The sequence below is a fragment of the Streptomyces sp. NRRL F-5123 genome (assembly GCF_000721495.1).
Taxonomy (GTDB): Bacteria; Actinomycetota; Actinomycetes; order Streptomycetales; family Streptomycetaceae; genus Actinacidiphila.
In genome coordinates this window covers 337113-352983 of sequence record NZ_JOHY01000008.1, presented here as the reverse complement: position 1 = coordinate 352983, position 15871 = coordinate 337113, and the positions used below count along the sequence as shown (strand labels likewise).

The following is a 15871-nucleotide window of genomic DNA, read 5'->3' as shown; positions in this document are numbered from 1 at the left end:
GCCCCCAGCGACCCCCTCCTCCCCAGCCCTCGCAACGGCTAGTGCTGTGGCCGGGAGGGTTTGCCGGTAGCTTGCGGCGTCCGGTGCGGTGCGTCGCAAGGCGCCGGATCGGCCTCGTAGCGGGCCTACTCGGTCGATCCGGCAACGCAGCGAGGTGCCGTGCCGGGCGTCGCAAGCCGGTGAACCCTCCCGGTCACAGCACCAGCTCACAGGGGGCACCGATACGGGCCCCCGCCCGTGCCCGCACCCTGCGTGCGGCGCCTCCGTCGGGGCCCCGTGCGGGACGGACGCCGGCCCCCACCCTGCACCCCGCGAGGCGCACGCACCGCCGGGGGCAAGCCGCACTCCCCGTCTTTCCCACCCCCACCGGGTGGAACGCCGCCGACGCGGCCGGAGGGGGACGGTCCGGGGTCCCCCGCAGGAATGCGCACCGCATCCCCGCCACCTACGTCGTGACCTCGGACGCGCATTCCGAGGAGCCCCCCGGGGCGGCCGCCGACCCGCCCACAGGCGGCACCGGCAGACGGCCGAGCACCCCCACGGCACGGGGGTACCCCCATGCGAAGCCATGGGGGAGGGCGGGAAAGGGAAGCTAACCGATGTCCGCCGGATCCAGGCGGACAGCGACCGGCTCCCCCCCACCCCGCGCGGCCCGGGCGACCCGCGCCTCCCGCAGAGCCAGCGCCAGCGCCCCCCCACTCCCCGGCGGCACCCGCAGAAGCACCCTCTCCCCGCCGGAAGGCTCCGGCACCGGCCCCAGCTGATCCGCCCCCGGCGGCAACCGCAGCACCGCGAGCAGCTCCGCCACCGCACCGGCCGAACCGGCGACGGACGCCATTCGTGCCACCGGCGGAAAGCGCAGCTCGGCCCGCTCGGCGAGCTCCCGAACGGCGTGCCCGGCGGGGTCCCAGCGGACGAGCGCCTGCACGGGTCGCAGCGTGGGCTCGGCGAGGACGACCACCGTGCCCCCCTCCCCCGCGGGCCGCACGAGCGCGGCCGCGGCGGCCCAGCGCCGCAGCGCCTCCTCGCCGGCCCGCAGGTCGGGCCGCCCGAGGAGCGCCCAGCCGTCGAGCAGCAGGGCGGCGGCGTAACCGGGCCCGTCGGCCACGGGCTCCGCGCCCGGCGTGGCGATGACGAGCGCGGGGGCGGCGCCGACGGAGGGCAGCACGGTGTCGCGGCCCGACGTCCGCACGGGCACCCGCGGGAAGGCGCGGCCCAGCTCCTCCGCGGTGCGGCGGGCGCCGACGACCTGGGCGCGCAGCCGGAAGCCGCCGCATTCGGGGCAGTGCCAGTCCGCGGCGGGGCGACCGCACCAGCCGCACGCGGGTGTGCCGCCCTGCTCGCGCAGCTCCAGCGGGCCGGAGCAGGCGGCGCAGCGGGCGGCGGCGCGGCAGGAACCGCAGGCCAGCCGGGGGACGTAGCCGCGCCGCGGGACCTGTACGAGGACCGGACCGCGGGCCAGTGCGTCGCGGGTGACCTGCCAGGCGAGCGAGGGCAGCCGGGCGGCGCGCGCGGCGGCGTCCCTGGCCTCGTCGGTGTCGCCGATCGTGCGGATGAGCGGGGCCGCGGCCCGTACCTGGCCGCGGGCGGCGGCCAGCGGCAGCGCCCAGCCGCTGTCGACGAGCTGGGCGCCCTCGACGGTGCTGGTCAGGCCGCCGAGCAGGAAGGCGGTGCGCTCCTCGGTGGCGCGCAGCAGCAGGACGTCGCGGGCGTGCGGGTAGGGCGCGCGCGGCTCGGAGTGGCTGGAGTCGCCGTCGTCCCAGACCGCGACGAGGCCGAGGTCGGCGACGGGGGCGAACATGGCGGCGCGCGTCCCGACGACCGCGCGGACCGCGCCGCGGCTGACGGCGAGCCAGTTGCGGTAGCGCTCCTCGGGGCCGGCGTCGGCGGTGAGCATGACGTGGTGGCCCTCGCCGAGGAGTTCGGTGAGGGCGGCGTCGGCGCGGGCGACGGCGCGGCCGTCGGGCAGTACGGCGAGGGCGCCGCGCCCGGAGGCGAGGGTCGCGGCCATGGCGCGGGCGAGTTCGGCGGGCCAGTGCGGGCCGGGGAGGGCGAGCCAGACGGCCCGCGGCGTGTCGCCGCGGGCGAGCGCCTGGAGGTAGCCGGGCCCGGTGGCGTACCGCGCCCAGGTCCCGGGCTCGGGGGCGGCGGGGGCAGGCGGCGGATCGGGCGACGGGTCGCGTTCGGCGCGGGCCATCCGGGGCGGCACGGCGAGCTGGACGACGTCGGCGAGCACACCGGCGTAGCGGTCGGCGACCTGGCGGCACAGGGTGAGCAGGCGCGGGGTGAGGACGCGCTCGGCGGAGAGCACCTGGGCCAGCGGGGCGAGCGGCCCGGCGTAGTCGCTCTCGGCGCGGCGCTCGACGACGAAGCCGTCGTGCAGGGTGCCGCCTTCGCGCCGCCCCTTGACGACGCGCGCACCGAAGCGGACGCGGACCCGTACGCCGGGCTGGGCGTCCGCGTCCATGGCCGCGGGGACGGCGTAGTCGAAGAACTGGTCCAGGTGCAGCAGCCCCTTGTCGACCAGCACCCGGGCGACCGGCAGCCCTTCGGCGAGGGCCGCCCCCCGCCACGTCCGCGGCTTCGCCCTCCGGACGGTGCCCCGGATGAGGGCGAGCTGCTCCGCCGGTTCGTCCTGCTCACTCACCCGGCAATCGTGCCAGACGCCTCCGACAGGACGCCCCGGCCTGCCCTTTTCGGTGGGCGGCGCGACCTTCCCCCGTCGGGGGCCGAGCACGCGGTGGCCACATGGCGTGGCATGTCACCTCCGTTCGGTGGTGGGTCGCGCGGGACACCGCGAGGGGCAGCCCGTGGCGCCCCCCACGGAACAAGGGCAAGGCAAAGCCCCTCGCAGGGGCGGCGGACCGCCCGCCGCGAGGGGCAGGGGACTTGCTCAGATCCCCGCGGCCGAGCGGAGCGCCTCGACGCGGTCGGTGCGCTCCCACGTGAAGTCGGGGAGCTCGCGACCGAAGTGACCGTACGCGGCGGTGGCCGCGTAGATCGGCCGCAGCAGGTCGAGGTCGCGGATGATCGCGGCCGGCCGCAGGTCGAAGACCTGCGAGATCGCCTGCTCGATCTTCTCGACGTCGACGTTCTCCGTGCCGAAGGTCTCGACGAAGAGCCCGACGGGCTCCGCCTTGCCGATCGCGTAGGCGACCTGGACCTCGCAGCGCGCCGCGAGCCCGGCGGCCACGACGTTCTTGGCGACCCACCGCATCGCGTACGCCGCGGAGCGGTCCACCTTGGACGGGTCCTTGCCGGAGAAGGCGCCGCCGCCGTGGCGGGCCATGCCCCCGTACGTGTCGATGATGATCTTGCGGCCGGTCAGGCCCGCGTCACCCATCGGGCCGCCGATCTCGAACCGCCCGGTGGGGTTGACGAGCAGCTTGTAGCCCTCGGTGTCGAGCTTGATGCCGTCCTCGATGAGCGCCTTGAGTTCGACCTCGACGACGAACTCGCGGATGTCGGGCGCGAGCAGCGACTCCAGGTCGATGTCGGAGGCGTGCTGCGAGGACACCACGACGGTGTCGAGGCGGACGGCCTTGTCGCCGTCGTACTCGATCGTGACCTGCGTCTTGCCGTCGGGCCGCAGGTAGGGGATGGTGCCGTTCTTGCGGACCTCGGTGAGCCGCCGGGAGAGGCGGTGCGCGAGGGTGATGGGCAGCGGCATGAGCTCGGGCGTCTCGTCCGAGGCGTAGCCGAACATCAGGCCCTGGTCGCCCGCGCCCTGCTTGTCGAGGTCGTCCTCGCCCGCGGCGCCCTCGACACGGGCCTCGTAGGCGGTGTCGACGCCCTGGGCGATGTCGGGCGACTGCGCGCCGATGGACACCGACACGCCGCAGGAGGCGCCGTCGAAGCCCTTCTTGGACGAGTCGTAGCCGATGTCGAGGATCCTGCTGCGGACGAGGGTGGCGATGTCCACGTACGCGGTCGTCGTCACCTCTCCCGCGATGTGCACCTGGCCGGTGGTGATCAGCGTCTCGACCGCGACGCGCGAGGCGGGGTCGGCGGTCAGCAGGGCGTCGAGAATGGTGTCGCTGATCTGATCAGCGATCTTGTCCGGGTGGCCCTCGGTGACGGACTCGGAGGTGAAGAGGCGGCGGGACACATCGCTCCCTGGGGTTGCAGCGGCTGCTGGCTGATTCGTGGTGGGGTGCGCGGGGCTGCGCCCGGCACTCCGGCGGCAAGTTTATCGTTCGCGCCGCCCGAGCGGACACGACATCTCGTTCCTTGGATGCGGCATGACCTGCGTCACTTCCCGCGGCGGTATGACGATCAGTCCTGCCACAGCGGACTTTCATGTGATTCCACCCGTTTCGGTACGCCCGTTCGGGGGATTTCCGCGGAATGGCCTGGTCGGGGGGCCTCAGCCCGTCCGGGGGGCACCGCCGAGCCGGACGGACACGAGGTCCCAGACGGTCTCGGCGAGCGCCTCCTTCGGCCCGTACGGCACCTCGGTCTCGCTGCCGTCGGCGCCCAGGACGACGGCCGCGTTGTCGTCGGTACCGAAGGCCGTTCCCTCCCCCACCTCGTTGACGACCAGCAGGTCACAGCCCTTGCGGGCGAGTTTCTTGCGCCCGTTGGCGAGTACGTCGTCCGTCTCGGCGGCGAAGCCGACCACGACCAGTCCGGGGTGCGGACGGTCCGCGGACAGGCCCGCGAGGATGTCGGGGTTCTCCGCGAGCCGGATCGGCTCGGGCCCCTGGCCGTCCCGCTTCTTGATCTTCATATCCGTGTAATGAGACGGACGGAAGTCCGCAACAGCCGCCGCCATCACGACCGCGTCGGCGTCCCGGGCCGCGGCGAGCACCGCGTCGCGCAGCTGCTCGGCGCTGCCGACCCGCACCACGTCGGCGCCCGCCGGATCCGGCAGCGCGGTGTTGGCGGCGACCAGCGTGACCCGGGCGCCGCGGGCGACCGCGGTACGGGCGAGCGCGTAGCCCTGCTTGCCGGAGGAGCGGTTGCCGAGGAAGCGGACCGGGTCCAGCGGCTCGCGGGTGCCGCCGGCGCTGACCACCACATGGCGACCGGCCAGGTCCCGGCTGAGGCCGCCGCGGGCGAGGACCCGGCGGCAGACCTCGAAGATCTCCGCGGGCTCGGGCAGCCGCCCCTTGCCGGTGTCGACACCGGTCAGCCGGCCGACCGCGGGCTCGACGACCACGGCGCCGCGGCGGCGCAGCGTGGCGACGTTCTCCTGGGTCGCGGGGTGCTCCCACATCTCGGTGTGCATGGCGGGGGCGAAGACGACCGGGCAGCGCGCGGTGAGCAGGGTGTTGGTGAGCAGGTCGTCGGCCAGGCCGTGGGCGGCCCGGGCGAGCAGGTCCGCGGTGGCGGGGGCGACGACGACCAGGTCGGCGTGCTGGCCGATCCTGACGTGCGGCACCTCGTGGACGCCGGTCCACACCCCGGTGGCGACCGGGTGGCCGGACAGCGCGGACCAGGTGGCCGCCCCGACGAAGTTCAGCGCCGACTCGGTCGGCACCACGGTGACGTCGTGCCCCGACTCGGTGAGCCGCCGCAGCAGCTCGCAGGACTTGTACGCCGCGATGCCGCCGCCGACCCCGAGCACGACCCGGGGCCGCGCGCCCGTCGTCCCGGCTGCCGTACCGTCCGCGCCGTCCACGCCGTCCGCCTGCCGCTCCATGCGTCTCTCCCGTCTGCCGTCGCGCCTTCGCCTGCCCCGGCCGTCCCGGCGCCGCTGCCCCCATGACACACCACAGGCCCGGCGGTCGCGCCGCCGGGCCTGTGGGTCTTGCGTCGTACGTTGTGCGCCGTGCGGCTGCTCAGGTGGCCGGGGCCTCGACGGCCTCGGAGGTGAGCAGGCCCGCGTTGATCTCGCGCAGCGCGATCGACAGCGGCTTCTCGTGGACGTGGGTGTCCACCAGCGGGCCGACGTACTCCAGCAGGCCCTCGCCGAGCTGGGAGTAGTACGCGTTGATCTGGCGGGCGCGCTTGGCCGCGTAGATCACCAGGCTGTACTTGGAGTCGGTGGCCTCAAGCAGCTCGTCGATCGGCGGGTTGATGATGCCCTCGGGCGTGGTGATGGAAGAGGACACGCTCTACCTACCCCTACTGACGGGAACGAGTGGACGGTGCGGACGGGGTGGCGGGCGCGGGAGCCGGACCGTGGTCCGGCGCGCGGGACGAAGATGCCACTCAGTCGATGTGCATCAAGGCTAGCAGCTCACGCGCTACATCCTCGACGGAGGTGTTGACAAGGGTGCGGTCGAACTCGGCCTCGGCGGCCAGCTCGACCCGGGCCGCGGCCAGCCGGCGCTCGATCACCTCGGGCGACTCGGTGCCCCGGCCGGTGAGCCGGCGGACCAGCTCGTCCCAGCTGGGCGGGGCGAGGAAGACCAGATCGGCCTCCGGCATCGACTCGCGCACCAGCCGGGCGCCCTGGAGGTCGATCTCCAGCAGCACCGGTTCGCCGGCGGCGAGCCGGTCGAGGACCGCCTGCCGCGGGGTGCCGTAGCGGTGGCCGGCGAATTCGGCCCACTCCAGCAGTTCGCCGTTGGCGACGAGTTTGTCGAACTCGTCGTCGTCGACGAAGAAATACTGCACGCCGTCCCGTTCACCGGGGCGGGGCTTTCTGGTCGTCGCCGACACCGAGAGCCACACCTCGGGGTGCACGGTGCGCAGGTGGGCGACGACCGTGCTCTTGCCGACCCCGGAGGGGCCGGAGAGCACGGTCAGTCGCGGACGTCTGACCGGGGGGGCCGCAGTGGCCCCCTGCGGAGCGAGGGGGCCGGCAGCCCCCCGGGAGACAGCAGAGCTCATGGAGCGATTATCCCTGGTTCCCGGAGGACCCGGGACATCAGGCGGCGGTGCCGCCGAACTCCCGCTCCAGGGAAGCGATCTGGTTCGAGCCAAGACCGCGCACCCGGCGGCTCTCGGAGATGCCGAGCCGCTCCATGATCTGCTTGGCGCGCACTTTCCCGACACCGGGAAGGGACTCGAGCAGGGCGGAGACCTTCATCTTGCCGATGACGTCGTTCTCCTGGCCTTGCTTGATGACCTCGTGCAGGGACGCGCCGGAGTGCTTCAGTCGGTTCTTGACCTCGGCGCGCTCCCGGCGAGCCGCGGCGGCCTTTTCGAGCGCGGCAGCGCGCTGTTCAGGGGTAAGGGGCGGAAGAGCCACGCCTACGTCACCTCGGAAGTAGAGCAATCGGATATGGACCGTGTGGAACACGCTCCCCCGCACGGGTGCGGGGAAGAGGAGCTGCGCGGGTGAACTGCGCGCTCCTGTCGGAGACTAGCGGTCCGGACGGCTCAAGTCAGCGAGAACAGTCGAAAAGTCCTGGTCAGCCTTGATCCGAGGGGATATTTGGGACAAAGCGGAACAGCGTGCGGCTGCAAAGTCGCCGGTGGTTGAATCCGGCCCTTTTTCTGTTCGATATTCGACCGTATTACCCGCAGGTATTACCGCACTATTGCCCCGCTTGGCGCTCCCCCCTGCCCGGCCAGGGGCCCCGCGGACCGGTCAGGCCGCCGCGAAGGCCGCACGGACCTCGTCGGCGTACCGCTGCACGGCACCGCGCAGCGCCGCCGCGTCCGGTCCGTGCCGCAGCACCCCGCGGCTCACGCTCGGCAGCACGTTGCCCAGCGCGGCGCCGAAGACGCCCGGGAGGTCGGCCGGGGTCGCCCCCTGCGCGCCGACGCCCGGGGCCAGCAGCGGCCCGTTCACCGCCAGGTTCACCCCGGCGCGGCCCAGCGTCGCGCCGACCACCGCGCCGACCGAGCCCAGCGGGGCCGTCCCGTCGTTCTCCTCGGCGATGGCGTCCAGCACCACCTGGGCGACCGGCCGGCCGTCCGCCGCCGTCGCCCGCTGCACCTCGGCGCCCTCCGGGTTCGAGGTCAGCGCCAGGACGAAGACGCCCGCGCCCGCCGCCCGAGCCGCGTCCAGCGCGGGCCGCAGCGAGCCGAAGCCCAGGTACGGGCTGACCGTGACGGCGTCGCTGAACAGCGGCGAGGCCGGGTCGAGGTAGGTGGCGGCGTACGCGGCCATCGTCGAGCCGATGTCGCCCCGCTTGGCGTCCATCAGCACCAGCGCGCCCGCCTGCCGGGCCGCCGCGACGGCCCGCTCCAGCACCGCGACACCGCGCGAGCCGAAGCGCTCGAAGAACGCCGACTGCGGCTTGAACACCGCGACGTGCTCCCCCAGCGCCTCGACCGTGGTCATCGTGAAGCGCTCCAGCCCGGCGACGTCGTCGCCGACCCCCCACTCGGCGAGCAGCGAGGCGTGCGGGTCGATGCCGACGCACAGCTGCCCGCGGGTGTCCATGGCCCGGCGCAGCCGCGCGCCGAAGGGTTCCAGCTCGGTGCTCACGGGGTGGCCTTCCTGGTGTCGGCGCCGACCGCGTCGGCGAGGGTGGCGTACGGGCTCGCGGCCAGCCGGGCGGCCAGCCCCCTGTGGACGGCGCGCATCCAGAAGGGCCCCCGGTAGATGAAGGCGCTGTAGCCCTGCACGAGCGTCGCACCGGCCAGGATGCGCTGCCAGGCGTCCTCGGCGTCCGCCACGCCGCCGACGCCGACCAGCGTGATCCGGTCGCCGACCCGCGCGTACAGCCGGCGCAGCACCTCCAGCGAGCGGTCCTTCAGCGGCGCCCCGGAGAGTCCGCCGGTCTCGGCCGCGACCGCGGGGTCGCCGGTCAGGCCCAGGCTCTCGCGGGCGATGGTGGTGTTGGTGGCGATGATGCCGTCGAGGCCCAGCTCGACGGCCAGGTCGGCGACCGCGTCGACGTCCTCGTCCGCGAGGTCCGGTGCGATCTTGACCAGCAGCGGGACCCGCCGCTCGGGCACCGCCCGGTCGGCGGCCTCCCGCACCCCGGCCAGCAGCGGCCGCAGCGCCTCGGTGGCCTGAAGGTTGCGCAGTCCCGGAGTGTTCGGCGACGACACGTTGACAACCAGGTAGTCGGCGTGGCGGGCCAGCCGCTCGGCGGAGGTGACGTAGTCCTGTACGGCCTCCCCTTCCGGGACGACCTTGGTCTTGCCGATGTTGACGCCCACGGTGACCGGGAAGACCGCCCGCCGCGCCGCCAGCCGGGCCGCGACGGCGGCGGAGCCGTCGTTGTTGAACCCCATCCGGTTGATCAGCGCGCGGTCGGGCACCAGCCGGAAGAGCCGCGGCTGCGGATTGCCGGGCTGCGGCCGCGCCGTGACCGTACCGATCTCGACGTGGTCGAACCCGAGCATGGCCATGCCGTCGACGGCGACGGCGTTCTTGTCGAACCCGGCCGCCAGCCCGAACGGCCCCGGCATCGTCCGCCCGAACGCGGTGGTCCGCAGCGCCGCGTACCGCGGGGCGAGCACGCGGGCGACCAGCGCGCGCACCCCGGGCGTCCGGGCCGCGGCCCGGATCCACCCGAAGGCCAGGTGGTGCGCCTTCTCGGCGTCCATCCGCCGGAAGAGGATCCGGAAGAGCAGTTCGTACATGCGTCGCTTTCTGCTTCGTACGGTTGCACGCCCCGCCGGGCGGGCGCTTTTCAGGGGCGCGTGCCCGGCGGGGCGACGTGGGCTCAGGCCCGGCTCGCCGCCAGGCGGGCGGCGTGCTCCTGGAGGGAGCCGACCCCGATCTCGCCGCGGGTCAGGGCGTCGATGCCCTGGACGGCCGCCGCGAGCGCCTGCACCGTCGTGAGGCAGGGGATGCCGCGCGACACCGCCGCCGTGCGGATGTCGTAGCCGTCGAGGCGGCCGCCCGTGCCGAACGGGGTGTTCACGATCAGGTCCACCTCGCCCTCGTGGATGAGGGTGACGACCGTGGGCTCGCCCTCGGGCCCGACGCCCTCGCTCTGCTTGCGCACGACCTTCGCGTGGATCCCGTTGCGGCGCAGCACCTCGGCGGTGCCGGAGGTGGCGAGCAGCTCGAAGCCGTGCTCGATGAGCGCCCGGGCCGGGAAGATCAGGGCGCGCTTGTCGCGGTTGGCGACCGAGACGAAGGCGCGGCCCTTGCTGGGCAGGGCCCCGTACGCGGCGGCCTGGGACTTGGCGTAGGCGGTGCCGAAGACCGCGTCGATGCCCATGACCTCGCCGGTGGAGCGCATCTCCGGGCCGAGGATGGTGTCCACGCCGCGGCCCTGGGGGTCGCGGAAGCGGCTCCAGGGCAGCACGGCCTCCTTGACGGAGATCGGCGCGTCCAGCGGCAGCTCCCCGCCGTCGCCGGTGGCGGGCAGCAGGCCCTCCGCGCGCAGCTCGGCGATGGTCGCGCCCAGCGAGATGCGGGCGGCGGCCTTGGCGAGCGGCACAGCGGTGGCCTTGGAGGTGAAGGGGACGGTACGGGAGGCACGCGGGTTGGCCTCCAGGACGTAGAGGATGTCCCCGGCCAGCGCGAACTGGATGTTGATCAGGCCCTGGACCCCGACTCCGCGGGCGATGGCCTCGGTGGAGGCGCGCAGCCGCTTGATGTCGTGGCCGCCGAGCGTGATCGGGGGCAGCGCGCACGCGGAGTCGCCGGAGTGGATGCCGGCCTCCTCGATGTGCTCCATGACGCCGCCGAGGTAGAGCTCGTGGCCGTCGTAGAGGGCGTCGACGTCGATCTCGATGGCGTCGTCGAGGAAGCGGTCGACCAGGACCGGGCGGTCGTGGCTGATCTCGGTGGACTCGGCGATGTACGCGGCCAGCCGCGTCTCGTCGTAGACGATCTCCATGCCGCGCCCGCCGAGCACGTAGGACGGCCGGACGAGGACGGGGTAGCCGATCTCGTCGGCGATGGCCTTCGCGCCGGGGAAGGACGTGGCGGTGCCGTGCTTGGGCGCGGGCAGGCCGGCCTCGGCGAGGACGCGGCCGAAGGCGCCGCGGTCCTCGGCCAGGTGGATGGCCTCGGGCGAGGTGCCGACGACGGGCACGCCGTTGTCCTTGAGGGCCTGCGCGAGGCCCAGCGGGGTCTGGCCGCCGAGCTGGACGACGACGCCGGCGACCGGGCCCGCCTGGCTCTCGGCGTGCACGATCTCCAGCACGTCCTCCAGGGTGAGCGGCTCGAAGTAGAGCCGGTCGGAGGTGTCGTAGTCGGTGGAGACGGTCTCCGGATTGCAGTTGACCATGACCGTCTCGTACCCCGCGTCGTGCAGCGCGAAGGAGGCGTGCACGCAGGAGTAGTCGAACTCGATGCCCTGGCCGATGCGGTTGGGCCCGGAGCCCAGGATGATCACCGCGGGCTTCTGCCGCGGCGCGACCTCGGTCTCCTCGTCGTAGGAGGAGTAGAAGTACGGCGTGGCGGCGGCGAACTCGGCGGCGCAGGTGTCGACGGTCTTGTAGACCGGGCGGATGCCGAGCGCGTGCCGCACCTCGCGGACGGTCTCCTCGCGCAGGTCGCGGATGCCTGCGATCTGGGCGTCGGAGAAGCCGTGCCGCTTGGCCTCGGCGAGCAGGTCGGGGTCGAGGCGGTCGGCGGCGGCCAGCTCCTGGGCGTACTCGTGGATGAGGAAGAGCTGGTCGACGAACCACGGGTCGATCCTCGTGGACGCGAAGACCTCCTCGGGGGTGGCGCCGGCGCGGATCGCGGCCATGACGGTGTTGATCCTCCCGTCGGTGGGGACGGCGGCGCGCTCCAGCAGTTCGGCCTTCGCGGCCGGGTCGGCGGGGGTCGCGAAGTCGAACTGCGAGCCCTTCTTCTCCAGCGAGCGCAGCGCCTTGTTGAGGGCCTCGGTGAAGTTGCGGCCGATGGCCATGGCCTCGCCGACCGACTTCATGGTGGTGGTGAGGGCGGCGTCGGCGGCCGGGAACTTCTCGAAGGCGAAGCGCGGCACCTTGACCACGACGTAGTCGAGCGTGGGCTCGAAGGACGCCGGGGTCTTCTCGGTGATGTCGTTGGGGATCTCGTCGAGGGTGTAGCCGACGGCGAGCCGGGCGGCGATCTTGGCGATCGGGAAGCCGGTGGCCTTGGACGCCAGCGCGGAGGAGCGGGAGACCCGGGGGTTCATCTCGATGACGATGACCCGGCCGTCGTCGGGGTTGACGGCGAACTGGATGTTGCAGCCGCCGGTGTCGACGCCGACCTCGCGGATCACGGCGATGCCGATGTCGCGCAGGATCTGGTACTCGCGGTCGGTGAGGGTCATGGCGGGCGCGACGGTGATGGAGTCGCCGGTGTGCACGCCCATGGGGTCGAAGTTCTCGATGGAGCAGACGACCACGACGTTGTCGTGCTTGTCGCGCATCAGCTCCAGCTCGTACTCCTTCCAGCCGAGGATGGACTCCTCCAGCAGCACCTCGGTCGTCGGCGAGAGGGTCAGGCCCTGGCCGGCGATGCGGCGCAGCTCCTCCTCGTCGTGCGCGAAGCCGGAGCCGGCGCCGCCCATGGTGAAGGAGGGGCGGACGACGACGGGGTACCCGCCGAGGGTGTCGACGCCGGCGAGGACGTCGTCCATGGAGTGGCAGATGACCGAGCGGGCGGACTCGCCGTGGCCGATCTTGGCGTGGACCGCCTCGACGACGCCCTTGAACTGGTCGCGGTCCTCGCCCTTGTGGATGGCCTCGACGTTGGCGCCGATCAGCTCGACGCCGTACTCGGCGAGCGTGCCGTTCTCGTGCAGCGCGATCGCGGTGTTGAGCGCGGTCTGGCCGCCGAGGGTGGGCAGCAGCGCGTCGGGGCGCTCCTTGGCGATGATCTTCTCGACGTACTCCGGGGTGATCGGCTCGACGTAGGTGGCGTCGGCGATCTCCGGGTCGGTCATGATCGTGGCCGGGTTGGAGTTGACCAGGACGACGCGCAGGCCCTCGGCCTTGAGGACGCGACAGGCCTGGGTGCCGGAGTAGTCGAACTCCGCGGCCTGGCCGATGACGATCGGACCCGAGCCGATGACCAGAACGGACCGGATGTCGGTGCGCTTAGGCACGCTGGGCCTCCATGAGCTTGACGAAGCGGTCGAACAGGTACGCGGCGTCGTGCGGGCCGGCCGCGGCCTCGGGGTGGTACTGGACGGAGAAGGCGGGCCGGTCGAGCAGCCGCAGGCCTTCCACCACCTGGTCGTTGAGGCAGACGTGGCTGACCTCGGCGCGCCCGTACGGGGTCTCGCTGACCTCGTCGAGGGGGGCGTCGACGGCGAAGCCGTGGTTGTGCGCGGTGACCTCGACCTTGCCGGTGGCGCGGTCCTGCACCGGCTGGTTGATGCCGCGGTGGCCGTACTTGAGCTTGTACGTGCCGAAGCCGAGGGCGCGGCCGAGCAGCTGGTTGCCGAAGCAGATGCCGAACAGCGGGGTGCCGCGCTCCAGGACCGCCTTGACGACGGTGAGGTCGGCGGTGGCGGGGTCGCCGGGGCCGTTGGACAGGAAGACGCCGTCGGGCGCGATCGCGTAGACGTCCTCGGCGGTGGCGCTCGCGGGCAGCACGTGCACCTCGATGCCGCGTTCGGCCATCCGGTGCGGGGTCATGCCCTTGATGCCGAGGTCGAGGGCGGCGACGGTGAAGCGCTTCCCGCCGATCGCGGGCACGACGTACGGCTGCTCGGTGGCGACCTCGCCGGCCAGGTCGGCGCCGGTCATCTCGGGGGCCTGGCGGACCTTCGCGAGCAGGGTGCCCTCGTCGGCGAGCGCGTTGCCGGAGAAGATGCCCACCCGCATGGCGCCGCGCTCGCGCAGGTGCCGGGTCAGGGCGCGGGTGTCGACGCCGCTGATGCCGACGACGCCCTGCGCGGTCAGCTCCTCGTCCAGCGAGCGCACGGAGCGCCAGTTGGACGGGCGGCGGGCGGGGTCGCGGACGACGTAGCCGGACACCCAGATGCGGCGGGACTCGGGGTCCTCGTCGTTGACGCCGGTGTTGCCGACGTGCGGGGCGGTCATGACGACCACCTGCCGGTGGTAGGAGGGGTCGGTGAGGGTCTCCTGGTAGCCGGTCATGCCGGTGGAGAAGACGGCCTCGCCGAAGGTCTCCCCCACCGCGCCGTAGGCGCGGCCGCGGAAGCTGCGGCCGTCCTCCAGGACGAGTACGGCGGGCGTACGCGCCGCCCGGGTGGAGGTCGTCATTTCGCGCCTTCCTTCTGGTGCTGCTCGGATTCCGGCCGGATGCCGGTGAAGGCGACAGCGCTGTCGCCGCTGAGTTCGGTGATCCGCTCGGCCCACGCGGGGTGCCGCGCGGCGCTGTCGAGGCGGAAGCCGGAGTCGACGAGGGTGCCGCCGTGCTCCCAGGTGACGACCAGCAGGCCGCCCTCGGTGAGCACCTTGCCGGCGATGCCCTTGTCGAGCCGGGCGCCGCGCAGGGCGGCGGTGGGGACGAAGAAGCCGGGTGCGCCGGTGCGGTCGACGTCCAGGCCCTCCGCGGTGAGGGTGAGCCCGGCGCGGCTGCGGACGCCCAGGCCGTGCGCGACGATGCGGTCCAGCCACTGCCCGGCGGTGGTGCTGCCGTGGTAGCGGCCCTCGTCCTGGAGCAGGACCTCGCCGGTGGCCTCGGGGGCCTGCGGGAGGGCGGGCAGGCCGCCCTGGAGGGTGCGGCGCCACTGCCAGCCCTGCCGCATCAGCCAGTAGACCAGGCCGACGACCAGGGCCAGGCCCACGAGCCAGCCGATCCGGTCGCCCCAGTGGGTGACCTTCGCCGAGTGCCTGTCCTCCGCCTGCGCGGCCGCGAGGGTGAGCCGATCCAGTGGCGTCATACGAGCTTTCCGTCCATGACCGTCGCACGGCCCCGCAGGAAGGTGGCGACGACCCGGCCCGGCAGCTCACGGCCCGCGTACGGGGTGTTGCGGCTGCGGGAGGCGAACCCCGCGGGATTGACGGTCCCACGGTATGCGGGATCGACCAGCACCAGGTTGGCGGGCTCGCCGGGGGCGACGGGCCGGCCGTGCCCGGCGAGCCGGCCGATGGCGGCGGGGCGGGCGGACATCCGGTCGGCGACGCCGGACCAGTCGAGCAGGCCGGTGTCGACCATGGTGTGCTGCACCACGGACAGGGCGGTCTCCAGGCCGACCATGCCCATGGCCGCCGCGGCCCACTCGCAGTCCTTGTCCTCGTGCGGGTGCGGGGCGTGGTCGGTGGCCACGCAGTCGATCGTGCCGTCGGCGAGCGCCTCGCGCAGCGCCAGGACGTCGGCCTCGGTGCGCAGCGGCGGGTTGACCTTGTAGACCGGGTCGTAGGAGCGGACCAGCTCGTCGGTCAGCAGCAGGTGGTGCGGGGTGACCTCGGCGGTGACGTCCCACCCCTTGGACTTGGCCCAGCGCACGATCTCCACCGAGCCCGCGGTGGACAGGTGGCAGATGTGCACGCGGGAGCCGACGTGCGCGGCCAGCAGCACGTCGCGGGCGATGATCGACTCCTCGGCGACCGCGGGCCAGCCGGTCAGGCCCAGCTCGCCGGAGACGGTGCCCTCGTTCATCTGCGCGCCCTCGGTGAGCCGCGGCTCCTGGGCGTGCTGGGCGACGACGCCGTCGAAGGCCTTCACGTACTCCAGCGCCCGGCGCATGATCACGGCGTCGTCCACGCACTTGCCGTCGTCGGAGAAGACCCGGACCTGCGCGGCGGAGTCGGCCATCGCGCCCAGCTCGGCGAGCTGCTTGCCCTCCAGGCCCACGGTGACCGCGCCGACCGGCTGGACGTCGCAGTAGCCGGACTCCCGGCCGAGCCGCCAGACCTGCTCGACGACGCCCGCGGTGTCGGCGACCGGGAAGGTGTTGGCCATCGCGTGCACGGCGGTGTAGCCGCCGGCCGCGGCCGCGCGGGTGCCGGTCAGCACCGTCTCGGAGTCCTCGCGGCCGGGCTCGCGCAGGTGGGTGTGCAGGTCGACCAGGCCGGGCAGCAGGACGTGTCCGGCGGCCTCGACGACCGCCGCGCCCTCGGGGGCCGCGAGGCCCTCGCCGACGGCGGTCACGGTCTCGCCGGTGATCAGCACGTCCTGCGCGGCGCCGCCGAGGACCTTCGCGCCGCGGATCAGGGTGGTGTCGCTCAT

12 protein-coding genes are annotated in these 15871 nt (G+C 73.6%); all 12 read right to left on the bottom strand.

The annotated features are described in order from the left end of the window. Positions 1-592 precede the first annotated feature (592 nt). A complete protein-coding gene (locus IH54_RS0111170) occupies positions 593-2647 on the bottom strand; it encodes a primosomal protein N' (protein ID WP_031515424.1) in 2055 nt (684 codons plus the stop codon). Positions 2648-2893: 246 nt separating this feature from the next. Next, a complete protein-coding gene (gene metK / locus IH54_RS0111165; protein WP_031515422.1) occupies positions 2894-4108 on the bottom strand; it encodes a methionine adenosyltransferase in 1215 nt (404 codons plus the stop codon). A gap of 258 nt (positions 4109-4366) precedes the next feature. Continuing rightward, complete coding sequence (coaBC, locus tag IH54_RS0111160; protein ID WP_078862089.1) at positions 4367-5644, bottom strand: bifunctional phosphopantothenoylcysteine decarboxylase/phosphopantothenate--cysteine ligase CoaBC; 1278 nt, start codon at positions 5642-5644, stop codon at positions 4367-4369. 139 nt (positions 5645-5783) lie between these two features. After that, positions 5784-6056 (bottom strand): DNA-directed RNA polymerase subunit omega, encoded by a 273-nt coding sequence (gene rpoZ, locus IH54_RS0111155; RefSeq protein ID WP_031515417.1) that lies wholly within the window; start codon positions 6054-6056, stop codon positions 5784-5786. Positions 6057-6156: 100 nt separating this feature from the next. Continuing rightward, entirely contained in the window at positions 6157-6780 is a 624-nt protein-coding gene (gene gmk, locus IH54_RS0111150; RefSeq protein ID WP_052397286.1) for a guanylate kinase, read from the bottom strand. 37 nt (positions 6781-6817) lie between these two features. After that, positions 6818-7141: an integration host factor gene (locus tag IH54_RS0111145; RefSeq protein WP_031515413.1), complete on the bottom strand. Its 324-nt coding sequence runs from the start codon at positions 7139-7141 to the stop codon at positions 6818-6820. A gap of 342 nt (positions 7142-7483) precedes the next feature. Next, positions 7484-8317 (bottom strand): orotidine-5'-phosphate decarboxylase, encoded by an 834-nt coding sequence (pyrF, locus tag IH54_RS0111140; protein ID WP_031515410.1) that lies wholly within the window; start codon positions 8315-8317, stop codon positions 7484-7486. An 8-nt stretch (positions 8318-8325) separates the two neighbouring features. After that, a complete protein-coding gene (locus IH54_RS0111135) occupies positions 8326-9435 on the bottom strand; it encodes a quinone-dependent dihydroorotate dehydrogenase (RefSeq protein WP_031515408.1) in 1110 nt (369 codons plus the stop codon). A gap of 83 nt (positions 9436-9518) precedes the next feature. After that, on the bottom strand, positions 9519-12833 hold the full coding sequence (carB, locus tag IH54_RS0111130; protein WP_031515406.1) for a carbamoyl-phosphate synthase large subunit: 3315 nt from the start codon (positions 12831-12833) through the stop codon (positions 9519-9521). Continuing rightward, a complete protein-coding gene (gene carA / locus IH54_RS0111125) occupies positions 12826-13959 on the bottom strand; it encodes a glutamine-hydrolyzing carbamoyl-phosphate synthase small subunit (RefSeq protein WP_031515405.1) in 1134 nt (377 codons plus the stop codon). The genes carB and carA overlap by 8 nt, the downstream gene beginning before the upstream one ends. Further along, positions 13956-14582 carry a hypothetical protein gene (locus IH54_RS0111120; RefSeq protein ID WP_031515403.1) on the bottom strand — a complete coding sequence of 209 codons (627 nt, stop codon included), beginning with the start codon at positions 14580-14582 and terminating at the stop codon, positions 13956-13958. The genes carA and IH54_RS0111120 overlap by 4 nt, the downstream gene beginning before the upstream one ends. Next, positions 14579-15871, bottom strand: a complete 1293-nt coding sequence (locus tag IH54_RS0111115) for a dihydroorotase (protein WP_031515401.1) — start codon at positions 15869-15871, stop codon at positions 14579-14581. The genes IH54_RS0111120 and IH54_RS0111115 overlap by 4 nt, the downstream gene beginning before the upstream one ends.